This window comes from Chitinophaga oryziterrae (assembly GCF_009758125.1).
GTDB classification, from domain to species: domain Bacteria; phylum Bacteroidota; class Bacteroidia; order Chitinophagales; family Chitinophagaceae; genus Chitinophaga; species Chitinophaga oryziterrae.
This window is the reverse complement of record NZ_WRXO01000005.1, coordinates 412539-427353: the sequence shown is the minus strand read 5'-3', so window position 1 is coordinate 427353 and position 14815 is coordinate 412539. Positions and strand designations below refer to the sequence as shown.

15 protein-coding genes are annotated in these 14815 nt (G+C 43.5%); 4 read left to right on the top strand and 11 right to left on the bottom strand.

Annotation, left to right across the window (positions count from 1 at the left end):
- Positions 1-55: 55 nt before the first annotated feature.
- The 7 genes from GO495_RS19380 to GO495_RS19350 all read right to left on the bottom strand — a co-directional run bounded on the left by GO495_RS19380 (position 56) and on the right by GO495_RS19350 (position 5539).
- Positions 56-466: an OsmC family protein gene (locus GO495_RS19380; protein ID WP_157301367.1), complete on the bottom strand. Its 411-nt coding sequence runs from the start codon at positions 464-466 to the stop codon at positions 56-58.
- 287 nt (positions 467-753) lie between these two features.
- A complete protein-coding gene (locus GO495_RS19375) occupies positions 754-1281 on the bottom strand; it encodes a YceI family protein (RefSeq protein ID WP_157301366.1) in 528 nt (175 codons plus the stop codon).
- Positions 1282-1525: 244 nt separating this feature from the next.
- Positions 1526-2425 (bottom strand): helix-turn-helix domain-containing protein, encoded by a 900-nt coding sequence (locus tag GO495_RS19370; RefSeq protein ID WP_157301365.1) that lies wholly within the window; start codon positions 2423-2425, stop codon positions 1526-1528.
- The gene (locus tag GO495_RS19365; RefSeq protein WP_157301364.1) at positions 2422-3204 is read right to left on the bottom strand and encodes a segregation and condensation protein A; all 783 of its coding nucleotides are present in this window, start codon (positions 3202-3204) and stop codon (positions 2422-2424) included. Before GO495_RS19365 ends, GO495_RS19370 begins: the two co-directional genes overlap by 4 nt.
- A 43-nt stretch (positions 3205-3247) precedes the next feature.
- Entirely contained in the window at positions 3248-4195 is a 948-nt protein-coding gene (locus GO495_RS19360; RefSeq protein ID WP_157301363.1) for a DUF3078 domain-containing protein, read from the bottom strand.
- Positions 4196-4281: 86 nt separating this feature from the next.
- The gene (gene mscL / locus GO495_RS19355) at positions 4282-4716 is read right to left on the bottom strand and encodes a large conductance mechanosensitive channel protein MscL (RefSeq protein WP_157301362.1); all 435 of its coding nucleotides are present in this window, start codon (positions 4714-4716) and stop codon (positions 4282-4284) included.
- Between the two features lie 76 nt (positions 4717-4792).
- The gene (locus GO495_RS19350; RefSeq protein ID WP_157301361.1) at positions 4793-5539 is read right to left on the bottom strand and encodes a PPK2 family polyphosphate kinase; all 747 of its coding nucleotides are present in this window, start codon (positions 5537-5539) and stop codon (positions 4793-4795) included.
- Between the two features lie 107 nt (positions 5540-5646).
- On the opposite strand from GO495_RS19350, the gene GO495_RS19345 reads away from it, so the two are divergent.
- Entirely contained in the window at positions 5647-6516 is an 870-nt protein-coding gene (locus GO495_RS19345) for a DMT family transporter (protein ID WP_157301360.1), read from the top strand.
- Between the two features lie 60 nt (positions 6517-6576).
- On the opposite strand, the gene frr is transcribed toward GO495_RS19345, so the two are convergent.
- Both frr and GO495_RS19335 read right to left on the bottom strand, forming a co-directional pair.
- Positions 6577-7140 carry a ribosome recycling factor gene (frr, locus tag GO495_RS19340; protein ID WP_089781043.1) on the bottom strand — a complete coding sequence of 188 codons (564 nt, stop codon included), beginning with the start codon at positions 7138-7140 and terminating at the stop codon, positions 6577-6579.
- A gap of 105 nt (positions 7141-7245) precedes the next feature.
- Positions 7246-8394: a glycosyltransferase family 4 protein gene (locus GO495_RS19335; protein ID WP_157301359.1), complete on the bottom strand. Its 1149-nt coding sequence runs from the start codon at positions 8392-8394 to the stop codon at positions 7246-7248.
- A 176-nt stretch (positions 8395-8570) separates the two neighbouring features.
- On the opposite strand from GO495_RS19335, the gene GO495_RS19330 reads away from it, so the two are divergent.
- On the top strand, positions 8571-9413 hold the full coding sequence (locus GO495_RS19330; RefSeq protein ID WP_157301358.1) for a transketolase: 843 nt from the start codon (positions 8571-8573) through the stop codon (positions 9411-9413).
- Positions 9414-9502: 89 nt separating this feature from the next.
- Here the strand turns inward: GO495_RS19330 and GO495_RS19325 are convergent, their stop codons facing one another.
- Together GO495_RS19325 and rbfA are read right to left on the bottom strand one after the other, a co-directional pair.
- Complete coding sequence (locus tag GO495_RS19325; protein ID WP_157301357.1) at positions 9503-10729, bottom strand: FtsX-like permease family protein; 1227 nt, start codon at positions 10727-10729, stop codon at positions 9503-9505.
- Positions 10730-10756: 27 nt separating this feature from the next.
- Complete coding sequence (rbfA, locus tag GO495_RS19320) at positions 10757-11131, bottom strand: 30S ribosome-binding factor RbfA (RefSeq protein WP_157301356.1); 375 nt, start codon at positions 11129-11131, stop codon at positions 10757-10759.
- Between the two features lie 161 nt (positions 11132-11292).
- Here rbfA and GO495_RS19315 point away from each other — a divergent pair, with 161 nt between their 5' ends.
- Both GO495_RS19315 and GO495_RS19310 read left to right on the top strand, forming a co-directional pair.
- Entirely contained in the window at positions 11293-13119 is a 1827-nt protein-coding gene (locus GO495_RS19315; RefSeq protein ID WP_157301355.1) for an ABC transporter ATP-binding protein, read from the top strand.
- A gap of 126 nt (positions 13120-13245) precedes the next feature.
- Positions 13246-14778 (top strand): HAD-IB family phosphatase, encoded by a 1533-nt coding sequence (locus GO495_RS19310; RefSeq protein WP_157301354.1) that lies wholly within the window; start codon positions 13246-13248, stop codon positions 14776-14778.
- The last annotated feature ends 37 nt before the right edge of the window (positions 14779-14815 follow it).

Sequence of the window (14815 nt, the reverse complement as noted above, 5' to 3'; positions counted from 1 at the left end):
CGTCGCACTTAACGGAGCTATCAATAAATCGGGAGATTTACGCTCCTCAAATTATTTATGCAAGTTTAGCGTCCAGTGTAATCTCTGCGTTCAGCAGTTTAGAGATAGGACAATTGTTCTTGGCGTCTTCTGCCAGTTCAGCAAATTTGTCCTGCTCCAGTCCTGCTGCTTTTACAGTTACTTCCAGATGACTGCTGGTAACAGCGCCATTATCTAAAGTAATAGTCGCTTTTGTATCGATGTTCTCGGGCGTGAAACCAGCGCCAGATAACAGGAAACTGAGCTTCATAGTATAACAGCCGGCATGTGCAGCGCCTATCAGCTCTTCCGGGTTAGTACCAATACCTTCTTCAAAACGGCTCTTGTAAGAATAAGCGGTGTTGCTTAATACGCCTGACTGAGTGCTTACAGTTCCTTTCCCTTCTTTGCCGGTACCTTGCCAGTTAGCAGATGCAGTTCTCTTCATGATTAAAAAATTTTGTATGGATTAAAGAATATGAGCATTGATTAGTGTCTCAAAATACTACTTCTTTTTGTCTCACAAATAAACACGTTACGTAGATTTTTCTCCACACGCAAAAAGCCGGATGAATTGCTTCATCCGGCTACACACTATCTCTGGCAATCAATCCTTCAACAAATTCTCACTTCACACCCATTGCATTAATGTTATTCCGTTTCCCCCTTTTGCTGTTGATTCCTTATCCTGTCCGTTGTTCTTTAGCTGCAATGGTTATCGCCAGAAAATCCGCCTTACGCCTGTTTCACTAACTGCACACTAGCCTGCAATTTCACTTCTTCACCCAGCATCACGCCACCATTGTCTGTTATTGCGTTGAATGAAACCCCAAATTCCTTTCTGTTGATCTTTCCTTTTACTTCAAAGCCTGCCTTAGTCTGACCGTATGGGTCTTTAACAATGCCGCTATATTCTACATCTAATACTACTGGTTTAGTAACACCGCGCATAGTCAGGTCACCACTTATTTTTAAAGTTTCGTTGTCAACTTTCTTTACAGAAGTAGATACGAAAATAATTTTAGGATACAGTGCTGCATGGAAGAAATCTTCTGCCTGCAGGTGCTGATCACGGTCTGCATTCTTTGTTGTAATGCTTGCTACATCCGCTTCAAAGGTGATTTTAGCGTCAGTAAAATCATCACCGGCAGTTTCTACGGTTGCATCGTATTTACCGAAATAACCAGTAACATTGGTGATCATTAAATGTTTAATCTTGAATTCTACATCACTGTGAGTTGGATCAATTTTCCAGGTTGCCATGATTTTAAATTTAGTGTTTTAAGTTTTTTAATTTTATTGAAGGATGTGATATTGATATGCCTTCAGGATTCGCAGACATCCGGGGTATTGCCCCATAACTATGCCAGCTACCTGATCTTTTCACATTATCTGTTGTCTCTTTCACTTTATCTTCTGTCACTTCCGAATTACAATACAAAATTAACTGTTGCAACAAATATTGGAAATGGATAAAAAGACTTAAGTGGTGGACTATTTTTTTTACTTACACATTCGCCCGGGACGCTTCCTTAAATTCTGAGGGCGTCTGACTGGTGTATTTCTTGAAAAAACGGCTGAAGTAATGGGGATCTTCAAAGCCCAGTTTGTAGGCTATCTCTTTTGCAGAAAGGTCGGTATTGTATAAATAACGTTGGGCTTCGAGGATAACGCGGTTACGGATATGCTCTCCTGCTGTGATACCAGACAATTGTTTGCTGATCTCGTTTAACAGCACGGGTTTAATATGCAATAAAGCAGCATAATCCGATACATTCTTTAATATGGTATATTTCTCTTCTATCAGGTTTTTAAATTGCAGAAACTGGGAACTGTTATGCGTAGCATGCTGTTCCGGGGTGGCGATCATACTGCTTCCCTTTATACGCGAAGCCAGCACCAGGAAATAACGCAACAGCCCGTGTAAAGCCGTTTCATATTCAGTAGCCTGCTGTCTCAGCTCCTTCATCATCATATGTACCAGCATATCAAACTCCTTTTCCTGTTCCGGGTTAAGGGTGATCACGCTGCTGAACTGGTTATTGAAGAACAGGGATGAGTTAATGCCCATCAGGGTGGCTGCCTGGTCTTTCAGACACATAAAGGCATCCTGAAAGGCAATCATATACCCTTCCACCTTCTCACTAAACTCCATTTTATGCACCTGGCCCGGGGCCAGGAAGAATAACATATTCTTTTTTACAGCATGGGTAACTGTATCTATGGTATGCTGCATCTGCCCTTTCCTGATCCAGTAGATGGTATAGAAATCGTGGCGGTGCGCAATACCATTCTGGGCAAAGAAACCATCTCCCAGTTCGCACAGGCCGGACACAACAAACTTAGGGTCTGTATGTGCATATTCCGGTAAGGAAACTACTTCTATATGGTTTCTTTTTTCACTCATTCGAAAACACCGGCAATTTCTACTTCCCGGTCTTCTGGTTCTATATAATCGATGATAAAATTATTACGTCCTTCTCCTACCATAATCCCCAGGTACTTCATCTGCACCAGTTCCAGCATACCCAGGAACAGGAATATCGCATGTACACGGTCGTGGCAATGATCGAACATCTTCTCAAATGACATGGTTTTCTCCTTGCTGGCCAGCTCTATCATGTATTCACGGGAGCCTTCCATCGTATAATCGTACTTATATACAACGTGCTGGGGCTTGTTATCCCGCTGCTTCACTCTTTGCATCACCTTTTCAAAGGTTTTGGTCAGTTTGAAGAGCGTAAGCGTCTGTACCTCAGTACCTTCGCTGGTTAGCTCACCAATGGTAGCCAGTTCTTTGGCAATATTACCACGTTTCACCTGCAGCATACGGTCGGCTTCTCTTTCTGCCAGTTCTGCCGCTGCCTGTTTGAAACGCTTGTATTCCATGATCTTATCTATCAGTTCCTGCCGTGGATCTATCTCAATACCCTGCTCATCCAGCTCTTTACGCGGGATCAGCATTTTGGCCTTGATACGCATCAGGGTAGATACAAACAGTATAAACTCACTGGCCTGCTCAATATTCAGCTGTTCCAGGTGATGGATATAAGTCAGGAAGTCCTGCGTAATGGTATTGATAGGAATATTATAGATATCAAGCTCATCTCTTTCTATAAAGAAAAGCAGGAGATCAAACGGTCCCTCAAACTGTGGGAGCTTTATTTTGTAACTATGATCATTCATATAATGGTGCAAAGGTTACCAAAAGTAGGCAAAATCCCGCTCATCAGAACTTTGCCGTAAACCCGACCCCGATAACCTCTTTTATTTGCAGTCTGGGCCCCATCACACCGGTTTTGGTGTTTTCAAACACTTTCACATCGTCGTCATAGATCATATCCAGGGAGATATTGGCGGATATATGCCTGTTTACCTGCAAATTCAGGGTATTGGTCCAGAACACATCAATATTCTGCGGGTTATGTTTATAATCGGAGAATAGATCACACCTGGTTTTGTACACAATATTCTTCGCAATCTGGCTTACCCAGTTAAAGGAAAAATAAGCACCAAACTCAGATTTAACATGTTTACCTGTGTCTACACCAAAAGCGCCCTGCGCTGCCAGGTGATCATCCATCACAATTACGTAACGGGCAGTAACAGGAGAGAAGAATACAGATAACTGGTCATTGGGTTTAAAATCAAGACCGGGAGAAAACAGCACATAAGCCGGTGCCATAAAACGGGATACCAGTTGTGGCTTTGCTGTATCAGATGCATACAGGTAACCGTTCGTAAACTGGGAACGGTAATCTACCAACGCACTCAGGTACAGGCTCTTGGCAATTTCATAACCATATTTGGATGTCAATCCTATACGGTCATCACTCTTACGGCCACCTAAACTGGTAGTATTCACATACCCGTAAGCAAGGTCAATCACATTATCCCAGTTATGCTTCCCGTTTCTGTAAAAGGCAAATGCACTAAAAGCGGATGCCAGGGAAAAAGAGAATTTATCACCGCCCGCAGCCCAGTTGTTCAGCGTTCCCTGGTTCACATTCACGTTGAGAATAGCTCCTTTCTTCCAGGGGAAGTGGGTAGTATCAATGGCATCTTTCTTTATCTTACTGCTGGCCTCTTCCCTGGATTTCTTCATCCAGTCCGTTTGCGCGTGCAGCATACCAAAACATAACAAAACGCAAATAGCGGTTAAAATGGATTTTCTCATTCGTATTTAAATTGTCCCGGGCGCAAAAATAGGAAACTAACTAATAGTTTTCTCTGCAGCAGGATAAGTGGGTAATACAAACTTAATTATGCTCTCTTTTTCAGCTCATCACGAATTTCCATGAGCAGTTTTTCCTGTGTAGTTGGTTCCGGAGCTGCAGCTGGTGCAGCTTCTTTCTTGCGGGTAAGACTATTCATAAATTTCACTAGCAAAAAAATACAAAACGCGATAATAACGAAGTCAATGACACTCTGGAAAAAAGCCCCGTATGCAAATACAGGCGCACCTGCTTCCTTCGCCTTTGCCAACGTATCAAAATGGCCTCCCTTACTATCATTTAAAAGGAAAAACTTATCGACAAAACTCTGACCAGGCGTAACTAAACCAACTACCGGCATTAGAATGTTCTCCACCAGTGACGTCACGATCTTACCGAAGGCGCCACCAATGATGACGCCGACTGCCAGGTCCATTACATTACCTTTTGTAGCAAACTCTTTAAATTCTTTGAGGAATGACATAACAATACTTTTTTAAGGTGAACGAAAGGATTCGCTAAAATAGCTAAATTTTTATATTGATCTCATCATCAGAAGATTACTTCGGTAATACAGGATATTTCATTTTCAATGACACCAGTGTATCCCTCAACGTTTTAGCTACTATATATTCCTTATACCAGTTATGGTCCGAAGGCACTATGGTCCATGGTATTTCATTACATTTTTCAAAGGCTTCCTCATATACTTTCATATATTTTTTCCATAAGGCCGCTTCCTTAATATCATTCTCATTGTATTTCCACATTTTGCGCGGGTTTTGAGTCCGTTCTTTCAGTCTTTCCATTTGCTCTTCCTCTGATACGTGCAGGTAGAACTTCAATATTTTAGTATGGTTATGTTGCACAAGCAAACGTTCAAAATCATTGATGGCATCCATTCGTTTATGCGCGGTCTTATCATCTATCCATTTATGTACCCGCTGTACCAGTATATCTTCATAATGAGAGCGGTTGAATACCTGGATCATTCCCTTTGCCGGTGCATACTTGTGTATACGCCACAGAAAATCATGTCCTGCTTCTTCCGGAGTAGGCGCCTTAAACGGCTGCACATTTACGCCCAATGGATTCATACGGCTCATTACATGGCTTACCAGGCCATCCTTTCCACTGGCATCCATTCCCTGTATAACTATCAGCACAGCCCACTTACGTTCAGCATACAGCAGATTCTGTAATTCATCCAATTGGATCAACATCCCCTCTGTGTCCGCTTTTATCTTGTCCTCGTCCAGCTTTTTAGGGCCCGTTGTGCTGATATCTGATAATTTAATCTTGCTCATGGCCAATTTTTTTGTTTTTCTTGTTCCAACAAAATACAAACCATAGTGTTCTTTTCAACTAAAAATCCTCAATTTATACAGACCTTTGGGTCCCTAAATGATCAACCTTGAACCAACGCACAATTCACTGGACTATTTTTCTGTTATTATCATTAACCTGGGGTAGTTCCTTTATCCTGATGAAAATAGGTCTCATAGGCCTAACCCCTTATCAGGTGGCAAGTTTACGCATCCTGTCTGCCGGCATATCGCTGTTACCTTTTTTCATAAAATTTATCGGGCAGACACCCAGGAAAAAAATCCCCGTTATCATCCTTTCGGGAATACTCGGAAACCTGCTGCCAGCCTATCTTTTCTGTATTGCAGAAACCCACGTGGATAGTTCCCTGGCAGGTATGTTAAACGGTCTTGTTCCGTTGATGGCTATACTGGCAGGCTTCTTCATCTTCCACCAGAAAATTATAAAACAGCAGTTACTGGGTATCTGTATAGGATTTCTGGGAGTGATATTATTATTTACTGCCAATGGAATTGATGCGGGCTACTGGTACTATGGCTTATGGATCGTACTTGCTACTATTTGTTATGGCATTAATATCAGCCTCGTACATAATCACCTGAAAGGGTTCAGCTCCATGCAACTGGGATCTGTAGCGCTGTTCTTTTGCGGACTGTTTGCCTTACCTGTATTGATATGCTCCGGATTTTTCAGCCTGTTATCAGGGCCGGATGTTCCCTGGCAGTCCATCGGGGCCAGTGTAACCCTGGGTATCATGGGTACCAGCGTTGCTTCTGTATTATTCTATATCCTGATCAATAAAGCGGGAGGTATGTTTGCGTCTATGGTCACCTATGCATTGCCTGTAGTGGCGTTGATGTGGGGATTAGTGGACGGGGAAAGCATCTCTTTATTACAGGTAGGATGTATGCTGATTATCCTTACCGGTATGTACCTGGTAAACAGGAAGAAAGCTTAAAATGTAAACTCCGTTAGAAGTTACCTTCTAACGGAGTCTTTTATAAGATAAAACAGATCGCTAAACGGTCATGATCTCCTTTTCTTTCTGTGTAAAATGTTTATCGACCAGGTCTATAAATTTATTGGTAAGTTCCTGAATATCGGCTTCCGCATCTTTAGCAGTATCCTCACTTAAGCCATCTTTCTGCAGTTTCTTGATACCTTCAATAGCATCCCTGCGAATATTCCTGATAGCAATTTTGGCCTGTTCACCTTCACCGGCTGCACGTTTTACAAATTCTTTTCTTCTTTCTTCTGTAAGCGGGGGCAGGAACATACGAATGATCTGACCGTCATTCTGTGGGTTAATACCAATATTGGAAGCTATAATAGCTCTTTCGATAGGTTGCAGCATATTCCTTTCCCATGGCTGTATGGTAAGGGTACGTGCATCGGCCACACTCACGTTAGCTACTTGCTGAAGCGGAGTAGGCGCACCATAATAGTCTACCGTAATTCCATCCAGTATCTGAGGATTTGCTTTACCGGCCCTGATCTTGGTGAGTTCCAGTTCCAGGTGTCCTATAGCTTTTTGCATGGAATCGGCAGCATCATCCATAATTAACGTTAGATCGTCTTGCATAGCAAAAAATAATTAAGTGCGTGCAAACCTACAGGATTTATCTGAAATTCTAAAGTCGGAACGACTCGAAGAATGCTTTAAAGGGTTACAAAATTAAGACTGGAATTATTTGTCCTGGAGAATTCCCTTGGGATTTACCCGTAATATTTTCGACTGCGCAAGAGACGAAGATTCCACAACGTCCTGTATTGCGGTAATAACAACCGGGCGAAGCATGGATTCTTTCCTTCTCTTCATCCAGTACACACCGCCAGTCAGAGCCAGGGCAGTACCTACTATCAGTCCCAGCAGGTAAGTAGTCCCCATATATTGTAACGCAAAAGCCAGCGCAATATAAGCGGCATTTACCGTTACAGATACCAGGGTAGTTTGCTTGTGGCTAAGACCCAGCGCCAGCAGATAGTGGTGAATATGATTGCGGTCTGCCGCAAAAGGAGATTTACCCTGGAACATACGGATGGCAAACACCCTTAATGTATCGAAGAGTGGAAGAATAAGGATAGCGACCGCTACAGCAGGTACGGACTCTACGGGCAATTTACCGGCAGGGTTACCCGCTTCCTCTATGAATTTCACGATCAGGATGGAATTTACCAACCCTATCATCAGGGAACCGGTATCACCCATAAAAATATGTGCAGGAGAAATATTGAAGATCAGGAATGCTGCAAGGCCACCAGCCATTGCAAACCCCATTACTGCATATAGTAAGTCGCCGGTATAAAGGAAATAAGTACCTAAAACACCGGAAACCAGCATACCAATGCTACCTGCCAGGCCATCTACGCCATCAATCAGGTTGAACGCATTGATTATCACAAGAAAAGTAAAGTAAGTGAGTAACAGACTGAAATGAGGGGCCAGGGTACCGATTCCGAGGAATCCGTACATGCCGGTGATCTGCAGGTTACCAAGATATATTACTGCAAAAGAAGCTACCAGCTGACCGATCAATTTCTTAAGAGGAGAAAGACCTATTATATCGTCCTTCATTCCCACCATGAATATCACGAGGAATGCAGCCACCATATACTGGAACGGAGAATCTGCCAATGCGGGAACACATACGGCAGAAGCCATAATAAATCCTGAAAAAAAGGCAATGCCCCCTAAAGTTGGTATGCGTAGTTTGTGTGACTTACGTTCATCTGGTTCATCATAGAGATGTTTCAATTCAGCAACCCGTATTAACACGGGAATTGCAAAGTAGGTCACCACGAAACTAAGAACTGTAGCAATTAAAACATTCTCCATCGGAGGGGTCTTGGTTATGACAAAGATATTAATTTCAATCAAATGTGTATCAGATAAATCGAAAAACTGAAAAGTTTTGATAACTTGGCAGACATAAATACGTATTTAGACGTGATTATGTCTGAATATATCTAATATTCTCTTAATTTTGTGAATCTAAACACTTACCAACAATCATGCCTCAGTTGACAGAAATTGCTACTCAAATAAGACGGGATATAGTTCGCATGGTACATGGCTCCCAAAGCGGCCATCCAGGTGGCTCATTAGGTTGTGCGGATTTTTTTACCGCCCTCTATTTCAAAATTATGCAGCATAAGCCGCAGCCTTTTGATATGGATGGTTTAGACCAGGATATCTTCTTCTTGTCCAACGGACATATTTCTCCGGTATTTTACAGTGCACTGGCACATTCCGGTTACTTCCCCAAGGAAGAACTGGCGACCTTCCGTAAGCTGAATTCACGCCTGCAAGGCCACCCGACCACCCATGAACACCTTCCTGGTGTGAGGGTAGCATCAGGTTCTCTTGGTCAGGGTATGAGCGTAGCTATCGGTGCTGCATTATCTAAAAAACTGAATAACGACGACCGCATTGTATTCTCTCTGCATGGCGACGGCGAATTACAGGAAGGACAAAACTGGGAAGCCATTTTGTTCGCTCCTCACCACAAAGTGGATAATCTTATCTGCACTATCGACTGGAACGGTCAGCAAATTGACGGTACCGTTGAAGATGTAGCCGGATTAGGTGACCTGGAACCAAAATTTGCCTCTTTCGGATGGAAAGTACTGCACATGAACGGGAATGATATGGATGAGGTAGTTACTACGCTGGAAAAGGCGGTTAGCCTTACCGGCCAGGGTCAGCCTATCGTTATCCTGATGAAAACTATCATGGGCAAAGGTGTTGACTTCATGGAAGGTCATCACGAATGGCACGGTATCGCTCCTAACGACGAGCAGCTGGCTAAAGCGTTAGCACAGTTACCTGCACCGGCAGACCTCGGAGATTACTAATATTCATATATAGCTAAAAAGCTCCTGAGAAGAATCTTCTCAGGAGCTTTTTACATTTAAGGCGCCCTTAAGGAGCCCCGTATTTGTAGCTACGTCGCTTTCAACTCCAGTCCCTGCCTCCCGGCCCTTTTTGCCGGATACCAACTGGCCCCGACACCTATCACGACAATCGTGGCGCTCACCAGCAGGAAATCCGCCGGGTGCATACTCACAGGGTAAGCACTCACCAGAAAGGAGGTGCCTTCCAGTTTAATCAACCCGAACCGCTGCTGCAACAGGCAAAACAGGATACTCAGCCCAAATCCTATCACGGTACCCGTTCCGGCAATAATCAGCCCTTCCGCCAGGAAAATCCTGGTAATTGTGGAAGACCTGGCCCCCATCGCCGTCAGGATAGTAATATCTTTCTGCTTTTCCATCACCAGCATATATAACGATCCTATCATATTAAAGGCGGCAATCACCAGGATAAAACTCATAATCACATACACTGCCCATTTCTCTGTTTGCATGATCGCATATAACGACTGGTTCTGTTCATACCGCGTCTCCACCTTATAATCAGCTCCTAATGTATTGATAATGTCTGCTTTCAGTATCCGGTCATCGATTCCCGTTTTCCCCCGTATCTCCAGTGCAGACATCTCATCCCTGCCCATTTCCAGCAACTGCCGCATGAATGCAATATTCGTAATCACATATTTGCTGTTAAACTCCTGCTGAATAGCAAAAGATCCGGAAGGATATAAGATACCGCTGCTCAATGCATCTTCCGGTAATACCATATTGCTCACATTACGGCGGGGCAGGTACACCGAAATAGGAATAAGGCTCCGTTCCACATCTACCCCAAGGGCCATTTCCAGCTCTATACCCAATACAGCACGGTAAGCAATATCATCGCCGGTATCGAAATGCCCGCGTACAATGCTCTTGTTTACCTCTGCTACCTTATTATAATTGCTGTCTACCCCTTTGAGAATAGCGATAGTCTGGTCTCCTTCCCCATAACGCAGTACGGCTTTCTCTTCCACCACTTCCGTCATGTGGGCCACATTTCTTAAACCAGCTATCATCTGGAGCTGCTGTGCAGTAAGATGGATAGTTTTACCATTGGCAGCACTAACTCTTACGGATGGATAAAAAGAAGAGTATAACGACTTTACAAGTCCTTCAAAACCATTAAAGACACTGAGGATAATGATCAGCGCTCCTGCGCCAACCGCAATAGCCGACACACTTACCCAGGCGATAATATTAATGGCATTGGTACTTTTTTTTGCCCTGAAATAACGGAATGCAAACTGCCAGATCATGTTTTATTACGTAAGCACTAAGCCTGTTTACTTATTTTCCTTCCCCTCATCATCTTCTTTGATCTTCTTGAACAGTTCGTCCATCTTAAACACATATTCCAGCGTATCATCCAGGAATAAAGACAATTCCGGTACACGGCGCAGCTGTTTGCCCACACGGTTTCCCAGCTCTTTCTTTATCTCTCCCATTCTTTCCTTGATACGTAATATCATCCCCGCGGTATCCGCGATCTTGAACATACTCAGATATACCCTTGCCTCCAGCAGATCCGGAGTAAGACGCACCGAAGAAATGGAAATCATTCCACCTTCCAGGATATTAAATCCCATGCGGTTAAAAATATCACTCAGCTCTTTCTGTAACAGCTGCCCGACTTGTTTCTGTCTTTTACTTTCCTGCATAATCTTAAAATTTGAGGTTTTGATGGCTGAAAATTAAATGTACATTAACTTGCACCCTCATTCAATCCTCTTTGGCAAAGATAAGGAAACAGGCATGTGCTGAAAGATAAAATCATAAGCCGTTTCCAGAAAGATAAAGAGATAAGACAAATAATTGTAAGATGAAGACTTTTTTCAGGCTCCTCAGTTTATCAAAACCCTATCATCACTTTATTCCGGAGTATGTGGTATATGTTATACTCTATACTATTTTCGGGTTGATGAACTTTACCCTGATTATTCCCCTGATGAATACCCTGTTCGGAGCCGGTGACCAGGTGATCATTACCCACCTGCCTTCATTTTCCCTTACATTCACGTATTTTAAAGAGGTATTCTATTTTTATCTCAACGAACAGATAGTTGCCTACGGCAAGTTTGGTGTACTGGTATACGTATGTATCATAATTTTCATCTCCATCGTACTTAAAAACCTATTCGGATGGCTAAGCCAGAAGGTACTCACACGCATGCGGGTAAACATGGTGCGTAAAATGCGTGAAAAGCTGTTTAATCAGTTCAGTACACAATCCCTGGGCTTTTTTCATAATGAGCGTAAAGGCGACCTGCTCTCCACCATCAGCAGTGATGTAGTAGAAGTAGAGGCATCTGTGGCCACTTCCCTGCAGATCATCCTCCGGGAACCACTGGTGATCGTCACTACCTTTATCGCCCTGTTCTATATTTCCAAAGAACTTACCTTTTTCACACTACTGTTCTTCCCGGTATCGGGATTTCTGCTCAATTCCCTTTCCCGGAAACTGAAAAAACATTCCAATGCCAGTCAGAACCTGCTGGGGAAAATATTGAATACTACCGAGGAAACCCTTTCCGGTATCCGTATTATCAAAGCATTTAATGCAGAAAACTTCATCCGCAGAAAATTCGATAAGGATAATAACGCTTTTGCTGAAACAGTGAAATCTATTCAGAACCAGCGTGAAATGGCTTCCCCTGTTTCTGAAATAACAGGGGTACTGGTCGTGATCATTATTATGCTCTATGGAGGTCACCTGATCCTGTCTGATTCCAGTAAACTGAGTGCAGGTTCCTTTATCGGTTACCTGGCCCTGTATTTCCAGATCCTTGCCCCGGCAAAAACGATCGGCTCTGCATTCACCTCATTACCTAAAGGTCTGTCTGCAGGGGAAAGGGTATTACGTGTGATCGATATCGACAACCCTATCAAGGATAAAGAAAAAACCGTTCCACTGGACACCTTCGAAAAAGAAATCACATTCGACCATGTTTTCTTTAAATACCAGGAAGCTGCTGTACTGAAAGATATCCAGCTCACCATTCCTAAAGGCCGTATGGTGGCCCTGGTTGGGAAAAGTGGTGCAGGAAAGACCACCATGGCCGATCTGCTGCCCCGTTTCTATGATGTAACAGATGGCCGCATCCTGATAGACGGCAAAGATATCCGCGATGTAAAAATGCACGACCTCCGCGCATTAATGGGCATGGTTTCCCAGGAAGCGATCCTCTTTAATGAAAGCATTTTCGATAATATCGCATTCGGACAAACGGACGCAGACAAAGAAGAAGTGATCAGGGCCGCCAAAATTGCCAATGCACACGAATTCATTATACAGCAGGAAAACGGGTATGATACCGTAATCGGCGACCGTGGTATGAAACTGAGTGGTGGTCAGCGCCAGCGCCTCACCATTGCCCGTGCCATCTTCAAAAACCCTCCTATTCTTATCCTGGACGAAGCTACTTCTGCCCTGGACACAGAATCGGAAAAACTGGTACAGGACGCATTGGACAAACTGATGCAGAACCGTACCACCATCGTCATCGCTCACCGCCTTTCTACCATCCAGCATGCCAACGATATCGTTGTACTGGACCGTGGCGAGATCAGGGAAAGAGGTACGCATGATGAACTCCTTGCCAGAGATGGTATTTACCGCAAACTGGTGGAAATGCAGGAGTTTAAATAGGAAATCAGCGGGTACAACCGTAGGAATCTTGCTTGGTACCATTTTTGCGCCCTTTCGACGCAATTTGCTAATCTTGTCAAAAGGACGATAAGCTATTCTTCATCTTCTAACCAACAAGCATTGCCTATGATTTCCATTGTTATTCCTGTTTTGAATGAAGGCGCTACTATTCGTCAGGTCATTAAAACCATTAAAAAAACATCAAGGAAAATAGAGATCATTGTTGTAGACGACAACTCGACCGATAATACTGTAGAAGAAGCCCTGAACGAGAAAGTAAGGGTAATTACGAGTAGCCAGCGAGGTAAAGGGATTTCAATGAGAGAGGGGATGATGGCCGCAAAGAACGATATTGTCATGTATGTGGATGGAGATATCCTCACCTACCCGGAAAATATTGTAGCCCTGCTCACAGATCCTATCGTGGAAGATAAAGCTGACTTTGTAAAATCTTACTTCGAAAGACAGGCAGGCAGGGTTACCCAACTGGTAGCCAAACCGTTGTTAAGTATACTCTTCCCTGAATTATCAGAATTCAAACAACCGCTCAGCGGAATGATCGCAGCGCGCAAATCCTTTTTGTCCAAAGTCCAGTTTGAAAATGATTATGGGGTGGATATCGGGTTACTGATAGATATGCATATGCAGGGCGCCAGGATCGCCGAAGCCAATATAGGCAGGGTAGAAAACGCTATGCAGACCTGGGAACAGCTAAGTAAAATGTCGCGGGAAGTATCCCGCACCATCCTGAAAAAAGCGGAAAATATCCCCCAGGAAAACCTGGAAACACTGGGTAATATCAATCTCATCCGGGAGCAGATGGAATATTCTATTCTGGAATCTATTGATAAGTTGCATAAAATGGTGATCTTTAACATAGATGAAACCATCTTTACTGAAGATTATCTCCTTACAGCAGCTACAGAATTTGGTTTTGCTGCTACATTAAAGCAAATCAGAGAGCAGGCAGAAGATCAGATCACTTTACTGGAACGCACAGCTCAGTTATTCCGCCAGCACAATCTGGCAGAATTGCTGGAAGTTGCCGACGCTATTCCCCTGGTACCTGATATTAAAGCAGTAGTAAGAGAATTAAAGAAGAGAGGTTATACATGTGGAATTATAACGGATGGGTTTGAGTGTGTAGCCCGTCATATAAAGAATCAGTTGGGGATGGACTTTGTATTTGCGAACAGACTTCACTTAGATAATAGTGTGGCTACAGGAGAAATGACGATTCCGGAATACTTCTTGTGCAGTGATGCCGACGACGCAACGGTTTATTGCAAGAGCAACATCCTTCATTACATCTCGGATAAATACCATATCATGCCGAAGAATGTGATTTATGTGGGAAGTGGTGCAGATGATTGTAATCTTTTACAGAAAGCAGGCATTGGTGTAGCATTCAACGCAGAAGATGAGTGTATAGAGAAAGTAGCTGATAAGATCATTCCCGGCCCATGGATGGAGCCATTACTGGATATTGCACAGGCCAGCCCTGAGAAATTCAGGATACGCCTGCCGGCAATCAGTAAGAAGCAGGCCAAACGTATAGGAGTGGGTAGTCTGATCGGACTGGCATCTGCCGGACTTGTTTATCTGGCTGCCAGGCAGCTCAACAAACCCCAAAGACAACGACAGGTCTCATTAAGATAATCTCCTTGATCACCCTGTTTACTTTTACTGGCGTCCC

What these genes read in the sequence shown, in the direction of transcription:
- GO495_RS19370 (WP_157301365.1), bottom strand. Translation starts at nt 2,425, where the DNA reads ATGAGTGAAAAAAGAAACCATATAGAAGTAGTTTCCTTACCGGAATAT.
- frr (WP_089781043.1), bottom strand. Translation starts at nt 7,140, where the DNA reads ATGCAAGACGATCTAACGTTAATTATGGATGATGCTGCCGATTCCATG.
- GO495_RS19315 (WP_157301355.1), top strand. Translation starts at nt 11,293, where the DNA reads ATGAAGACTTTTTTCAGGCTCCTCAGTTTATCAAAACCCTATCATCAC.
- GO495_RS19310 (WP_157301354.1), top strand. Translation starts at nt 13,246, where the DNA reads ATGATTTCCATTGTTATTCCTGTTTTGAATGAAGGCGCTACTATTCGT.
- rbfA (WP_157301356.1), bottom strand. Translation starts at nt 11,131, where the DNA reads ATGCAGGAAAGTAAAAGACAGAAACAAGTCGGGCAGCTGTTACAGAAA.
- GO495_RS19380 (WP_157301367.1), bottom strand. Translation starts at nt 466, where the DNA reads ATGAAGAGAACTGCATCTGCTAACTGGCAAGGTACCGGCAAAGAAGGG.
- GO495_RS19365 (WP_157301364.1), bottom strand. Translation starts at nt 3,204, where the DNA reads ATGAATGATCATAGTTACAAAATAAAGCTCCCACAGTTTGAGGGACCG.
- GO495_RS19360 (WP_157301363.1), bottom strand. Translation starts at nt 4,195, where the DNA reads ATGAGAAAATCCATTTTAACCGCTATTTGCGTTTTGTTATGTTTTGGT.
- GO495_RS19330 (WP_157301358.1), top strand. Translation starts at nt 8,571, where the DNA reads ATGCCTCAGTTGACAGAAATTGCTACTCAAATAAGACGGGATATAGTT.
- GO495_RS19335 (WP_157301359.1), bottom strand. Translation starts at nt 8,394, where the DNA reads ATGGAGAATGTTTTAATTGCTACAGTTCTTAGTTTCGTGGTGACCTAC.
- GO495_RS19350 (WP_157301361.1), bottom strand. Translation starts at nt 5,539, where the DNA reads ATGAGCAAGATTAAATTATCAGATATCAGCACAACGGGCCCTAAAAAG.
- GO495_RS19325 (WP_157301357.1), bottom strand. Translation starts at nt 10,729, where the DNA reads ATGATCTGGCAGTTTGCATTCCGTTATTTCAGGGCAAAAAAAAGTACC.
- GO495_RS19375 (WP_157301366.1), bottom strand. Translation starts at nt 1,281, where the DNA reads ATGGCAACCTGGAAAATTGATCCAACTCACAGTGATGTAGAATTCAAG.
- mscL (WP_157301362.1), bottom strand. Translation starts at nt 4,716, where the DNA reads ATGTCATTCCTCAAAGAATTTAAAGAGTTTGCTACAAAAGGTAATGTA.